This window comes from Pseudacidovorax intermedius, assembly GCF_001476815.1.
Taxonomy (GTDB): Bacteria; Pseudomonadota; Gammaproteobacteria; order Burkholderiales; family Burkholderiaceae_C; genus Xenophilus; species Xenophilus intermedius_A.
Map to the genome: position 1 here is coordinate 1 of NZ_LDSL01000240.1, position 5,931 is coordinate 5,931.

Annotated in this window: 5 protein-coding genes; 1 reads left to right on the forward strand and 4 read right to left on the reverse strand. The window is 74.2% G+C overall.

What is annotated here, in order from left to right:
- The first annotated feature begins 91 nt into the window (after positions 1 to 91).
- Positions 92 to 700 (forward strand): recombinase family protein, encoded by a 609-nt coding sequence (locus tag NS331_RS24830; protein ID WP_058644574.1) that lies wholly within the window; start codon positions 92 to 94, stop codon positions 698 to 700.
- 52 nt (positions 701 to 752) lie between these two features.
- Here the strand turns inward: NS331_RS24830 and NS331_RS24835 are convergent, their stop codons facing one another.
- The 4 genes from NS331_RS24835 to NS331_RS24850 form a co-directional block, all read right to left on the reverse strand.
- On the reverse strand, positions 753 to 2,174 hold the full coding sequence (locus NS331_RS24835; RefSeq protein WP_082702767.1) for a carbohydrate porin: 1,422 nt from the start codon (positions 2,172 to 2,174) through the stop codon (positions 753 to 755).
- Positions 2,171 to 2,746 (reverse strand): hypothetical protein, encoded by a 576-nt coding sequence (locus tag NS331_RS24840; protein ID WP_058644575.1) that lies wholly within the window; start codon positions 2,744 to 2,746, stop codon positions 2,171 to 2,173. Before NS331_RS24840 ends, NS331_RS24835 begins: the two co-directional genes overlap by 4 nt.
- A 74-nt stretch (positions 2,747 to 2,820) precedes the next feature.
- Positions 2,821 to 4,323: an efflux transporter outer membrane subunit gene (locus tag NS331_RS24845; protein WP_153013058.1), complete on the reverse strand. Its 1,503-nt coding sequence runs from the start codon at positions 4,321 to 4,323 to the stop codon at positions 2,821 to 2,823.
- The coding region (locus NS331_RS24850) for an efflux RND transporter permease subunit (protein WP_193758210.1) at positions 4,320 to 5,931 on the reverse strand (1,612 nt) is incomplete at its 5' end. The genes NS331_RS24850 and NS331_RS24845, both read right to left, overlap by 4 nt.

Here is a 5,931-nt window from a genome sequence, read left to right on the forward strand (position 1 = left end):
GGCCAGAAAAATTAGGAAGGAGCGGAGTGGCGCGCAGCCGCTCCGAAGCAGAAGTGCCAACCAGCCGTTGCCTCTCCAAGAGGGGCGCACCATGATCGTGGGCTACGCGCGCGTGTCCACCGAGGAGCAGAACCTCGACCTGCAGGTCGCCGCCCTTCGCGCGCAGGGTTGCCAGCGCATCTACACCGACCAGGGCATTTCCGGCAGCTGTCGCGACCGTCCCGGGCTGGACGAAGCGCTGGCGCAGCTCGCGCCCGGTGCGAAGCTGGTGGTGTGGAAGCTCGACCGGCTGGGCCGCTCGGTGCCGCACCTGATCACGCTGCTGGACGATCTGGCCCGCCGCGGCGTGCGCTTCCACTCGGTCACCGAGCACATCGACACGTCCTGCTCAGGCGGGCGGCTGCTGTTCCACTTTCTCAGCGCGCTCGCGGAGTACGAGCGTTCATTGATCTCGGAGCGCACCCGCGCGGGCATGGCGGCCGCCAAGGCCCGGGGCGCGGCGCTGGGTCGTCCGCGGCGGCTGTCGGCCGAGCAGGCGGTGACGGCGCTGCAGATGGTGGATGCGCGGCACATGGCCCTGCCCGAGGTGGCCCACCAGCTGGGCGTGCATCGGCGCACGGTGGAGCGGGCGCTGTCGCGGCTGCGCCGGGAGGAGGGCGGCCGGCTGCCGCTGTTTTTGCCGACGGCGGTCGGGGTCTGATGCACCGCCGCCGCGGGTGGCCAAGCGCAGCACGGAGGCCGGTACGCTGGCCTCAGAACTCGGTATGCAGCCGCACCGAGCCCACGTGCACCGGCCCGCGGTCGGCGTTGTCACCGGGGTTGCGGATGCGCTGCCAGTCCAGCGTGACCCACAGGGCGCGCGCCAGCTGGAGGCTGTAGAACAGCTCGACCACGACCTCGGGCCGGTAACGCAGCGCGCCGTCGCCCAGGAAGGTGCCGATGCCGCCCGCCGCCAGGAAGGCGCGGCGCGGGCCGGAGAGGCCGTTGCGCGCCGCGGCCAGGCCCACGGTGTCCTGCGCACGGCCCCAGGCACTGCCCTGCAGCAGCGCGCCAGCGGAGGTGGAACGGTCGATCTCGGTGAAGGCGTAGGTCTCGGTCAGGCCGTCCGCGCGGCTCCAGCGGGCGAACACGCCCAGGTCCTGCGTCACGGCCTGCTCCAGGCCCAGGCCGATGCCGCGCTTGCTGCGCTCCGGGCCGCGCACGGCGTCCAGGTCGGGCGCGGTGCCGGTGGCGGCGGCCAGGCCCAGCGCATCGTCGAAGCGGGCCATGCGCGCCCGGTTGCGGAACAGCAGCAGCCGCAGCTTGCCGGGCTGGCCGTCCAGGCGGTGGGCATGTTCCAACTCCAGCTGGTCCCCGAAGCGGCGCAGGAAGCGCGGGTCCAGCGGCTGGCCGTTGGGCTCGTAGGGCTGGATGAAGCGGCCGGCGCGCACGGCCCAGTCGTCGTCATAGCGCTCCAGCACCGCGCCCCAGGAATAGCCGCGCCCGTCGGCCGCATAGTCGAAGGCGCCGTAGGTCATGAAGGACCAGTTGAGGAACTGGGTGCGCGGGTCGTGGCTGTAGGCATTGCCGTCGAACACGTCCAGCACCGACAGGTTGCCGGTCGTGAGCACCCAGCGGCGCCGGTCCACCGTGCCGGCCAGCTGGGTCAGCCCGGCTTCGACGGCCTCCTGCGCGCCGCCCTCGTTCCACGTCTGGCGCAGGAAGAGGCGGGCGCGGTAGACGCTCAGGTTCGGCGTGGCGGAGCGGGCCATCTCGCCGTTGGTGAAGCCGCCCAGGCCGGTCAGGCCGGACAGCGGCACGCCCTGCGCGCCTTCGACGTTCAGGTACAGCTCGCCATTGCGCCAGGGCCGGCCGCCGAGCATGGCGGTGCCGGTGAAGGAATAGCTCAGCGCCCGTTGCGTGCCCAGGCTGTCGGGGCCGGAATAGGCGGCGGGAAAGGCCGCCTTGTCCTGCCAGACGTAGGTGGCCTGGAAGGCGGTGGTCCAGTCGGCGGGCGGGGCGGCGCCGCCGTCGGGCGCCTCGGCGCGGGCCGGGGCGGTGGCGGCGAGCGCACCGGCGAGGGCCAGGGCTGCGGCGGCGGCGCGCCGCCGCAGGCGCGGAGGGCGCTGCGCGTGCGACGCGAGGAGTGCCGAACGTGAAGGCGACGGGCGGTATGCGGGAAGGCGAAGACTCATTTCGACGTGGACGGCGCGCCCAGTTGCAGATCGGCCACCAGCCGCGCCTTGCGGGCCCGCGCCTGGGCCACGGCCTCGGGCTCGACCTCCCAGTCATGGCCGGTGTGCCACAGCCCGGCCAGCGTGGCGAGATGCAGGTAGCGCACTTGGCCAGGGGGGCCATCGACCGCGATGGCGCGCGGCGGCTCGCCGTCCGCCGCGAAGTCGAGCACGTGGGCGCCGGGCGCCAGGCGCAGCCGCAGCAGGGTCGAGGGCAGGGTGTCGGCCGCAGGCTGGCCGTCCACGCGCACGGTGAGGCGGGCCGGACCGTCGCTCCAGTTCTGCCGCACCACGTACACCGTCAGCCGCTGCGGGTCGGCGGGGAACTGGTGGGCCGCCTCGTCCTGGGCGGCATCGGGCAGGGGCCCGTCGATGCACGGCGTGTGGCGGCCGTGCAGCAGCGGGTTGTGGAAGCAGTAGGGGCCGGCGGCCGCAGCCTCGTCGGCGGCGGGGGCCGCGCAGCCGGCCAGCAGGCCGGCGCCGGCGAGCGTCAGCAGCGCCGCTGCGGCGCGGGGATGGGCGCAAGGGTTCATGGGGCGTCTCCGTTGGTCGTGCGCAGCGGTGGTGGTCGAATTCGAGTGGCCGCGAAGCGGCACGCGAGGTTGTTTCACTTCAGCGCAGCCGAGGTTTGCCAACCGCCACCCAGTGCCTGGTACAGCGCCACGGTGTCGGCCAGCCGTGCGGCCCGCGCCTGCTGCGCCGCCAGCAACGCCTGCTGCAGGTTCTGCTGCGCCAGCACCAGGTCGGCCTGGGCGGCGGCGCCCAGTTCGCGCTGGCGCTGCACGGCATCCAGGCTCTTCTGCGCGGCGGCCTGGGCGGCGGCGGTGGCGCGCAGCGTCTGCGCGTCGCTGACGATGGCCTGCAGCGTGTCGGCCGTGTTTTGGAAGGCGGTGAGCACCGTGCTGCGGTACTGTGCCTCGGCCTGTTCGTAATTGGCCTGCGCGGCGCGCTGCTGGTGCAGCAGCGTGCCGCCGTGGAAGACCGGCTGCAGCAGCGTGCCGCCCACCGACCAGAAGCCGCTGCCGGTGCGCAGCAGCTGCGAGACGCCCAGGGCCGAGCTGCCCAGCGTGGCATTGAGCGTGATGTTCGGCAGCCGCGCGGCGGTGGCCACGCCCACCTGGGCGGCGGCGGCATGCAGCTGTGCCTCGGCCGCGCGCACGTCGGGCCGCTGCTGCACGAGCTGCGAGGGCAGGCTCACCGGCAGTTCGGCGGGCAGCCGCAGGCCGTCCAGCGCGAACTGCTGCGGCAGCGGATCGCCGGGCAGCCGGCCGGTCAAAGCCGCGAGGCGGGTGCGCTGCGCGGCCAGCTGCTTTTCCAGCGGGGGCAGGGTGGCCTGCACCTGGGCCAGCGCGCTCTGCTGCGCGGCCACGTCGGCGCCCCCGATCTGGCCGGCGGCATGCTGGCGCTCGGCCGCGGCCAGCAGGCGGGACGCCAGGTCGACCAGTTGCCGCGTGGCGTCGATCTGCGCGCGCAGCGAGGCTTCCTGGATGGCGGTGCCCACCACGTTGGCGACCAGCGTGGTGTAGACCGCCTCGCGCTGGAAGCGCTGCACCTCGGCCTGCGCGTCCTGCGCCTCCACCTGCCGGCGCAGGCCGCCGAACACGTCGGGCGTGTAGCCGATGCTCAGCTGCGCCGTGTGCAGGGTGTAGAGCGTGACGTCGCCATCGGCCAGCGGGCTGGAGAGCGGGCCGGCGGTCTTCTGGCGGGTGGAGGCCAGGCTGGCATCCACCGTCGGCCAGAAGCCGCCGCGCTGGGCCAGGGCGCCTTCCCGCGCGGCGCGCAGAGCGGCTTCGGCGGCCTGCAGGTCGGGGCTGGCCTGCAGGGCGCCGTCGACCAGCGCATCCAGGCCGGGCGAGCCGAAGGCCGTCCACCAGCGCGAGGTCACGGCCTGGCCCAGTGCGAAATGCTGGGCCTGGCCGGCGGGGCCGGGCGCGTCGGCCGTCTGCGCGGGCAGGCTCGCGGTCGCCAGCGCACCGGCGGCCGGGGCGGCGGGCGCGTGGAAGTCGGGGCCGACGGCGCAGCCGGCGAGCAGCGCGGCGGCGGCACCGGCCAGCGGCAGGGCCCATCGCCGCAGGGGCGTGGCATGGAACGGGCGGCGCAGGGCGGTCATGCGGAGGTCTCCGTGGCGGGGGCGCCACCGGTGGCGGGCGCGGGCAGGCCGGCATCGGGCGCGGCGGCCGGGCGGCGGCGTTCCAGGCGCGCTTCAACCAGGTGGTACAGGGCCGGCAGCAGCGCCAGCGTGAGCACCGTGGCGCTCAGCAGGCCGCCCACCACCACGGTGGCCAGCGGGCGCTGCACGTCGCTGCCCAGGCCGGTGGCCAGCATGGCCGGCGTCAGGCCCAGGGCGGCCACGGTGGCGGTGGTGAGCACCGGCCGCATGCGGCTGCGCGCGCCTTCCATCACCGCCTCGCGCAGCGGCCGGCCTTCCTCGCCGCGCAGCCGGTTGATCTGCGACAGCATCAGCACGCCGTTGAGCACCGCCACGCCGAAGAGCGCGATGAAGCCCACCGCGCTGGACACGTTGAGCGTCATGCCGCGCAGGTGCAGCGCCGCCAGGCCGCCCAGCATGGCCAGCGGCACGGCGGCCAGCACCAGCAGCGGCTGGCGCAGGTTGCCGAAGGCGCCGAAGAGCAGCAGGAACATCAGGCCCAGCGTCATCGGCAGAATCAGCGCCAGCCGCGCCTGCGCGCGCTCCAGGTTCTCGAACTGGCCGCCCCAGCGCAGCTGCACCTGCTTGGCGTCGCCGGCGGTGGCCTGGGCGACGGCGGCCTGCGCGTCCTTCAGGAAGCCCGCCAGGTCGCGGCCGCGCACGTTCAGCCGCACGATGATGTTGCGCTGGGCCATCTCGCGCACGATGACGCTCTCGCCCGACACGGTGGCGATCTTCGCGACGGCCGACAGCGGCACGCGCTCGCCGGTGGCGGACTTGAGCGTCAGGTTGCCGATGGCGTCCACGCTGGCGCGCGCCTGGTCGGGAAAGCGCACCGTCATGTCGTAGCTCTTCTCGCCCACGTAGAGCCGGCCGACGGGCGTGCCGCCGATGCCGGTGGCCACCAGGTCGGCCACGGCCGCAGCATTGATGCCATGGCGCGCGGCGGCGGCGCGGTCCAGCTCGATCTTGAGGTTGGGTAGCGGCGGCTCCACGTCCACCGCAACGTCGGCCGCGCCGGGCACCTGGCGCAGCGTGTCGGCCACGCGGTTGGCCACGGTGCGGATCTGCGCCAGGTCCTCGCCGAAGACCTTGACGGTGAGGTCGCCGTGCGCGCCCGAGAGCTTGTCCTGCACGCCGTCGATCATGGGCTGCATGAAGCCGACCGAGAAGCCGGGCATCTGCGCGAAGCGTGCGGCCATTTTGGCGATGAGCTCCTGCTTGGTCATGCCGGACGCCCACTCCCGGTAGGGATGCAGGCCCACGCTGGCCTCGATGTGCGAGGGCGTCCAGTAGTCGGTGCCGTCGTCGTTGCGGCCGGTCTGCGTGACGATGTACGACACCTCGGGGAACTCGAGCGTGGCGCGGCGCAGCTCGCCGGCCATGGCCGAGGCCTTGGCCAGGGTGATGCCGGGCGGCATCTGCACCTGCAGCCAGAGCGAGCCTTCGTCCAGGTAGGGCAGGAAGTCGTGGCCGGTGGTGGCGAAGAGCAGCACCAGCGCCACCGCCGCCACCGCGCAGGCCGCCAGCACGCCGCGCGCATGGCCCACCGTGCGCGTCAGGAAGCGG

Bases quoted from the DNA above. Each gene is read 5' to 3' on its own strand.
- NS331_RS24840 (WP_058644575.1), bottom strand. From the start codon at position 2,746: ATGAACCCTTGCGCCCATCCCCGCGCCGCAGCGGCGCTGCTGACGCTC.
- NS331_RS24845 (WP_153013058.1), bottom strand. From the start codon at position 4,323: ATGACCGCCCTGCGCCGCCCGTTCCATGCCACGCCCCTGCGGCGATGG.
- NS331_RS24830 (WP_058644574.1), top strand. From the start codon at position 92: ATGATCGTGGGCTACGCGCGCGTGTCCACCGAGGAGCAGAACCTCGAC.
- NS331_RS24835 (WP_082702767.1), bottom strand. From the start codon at position 2,174: ATGAGTCTTCGCCTTCCCGCATACCGCCCGTCGCCTTCACGTTCGGCA.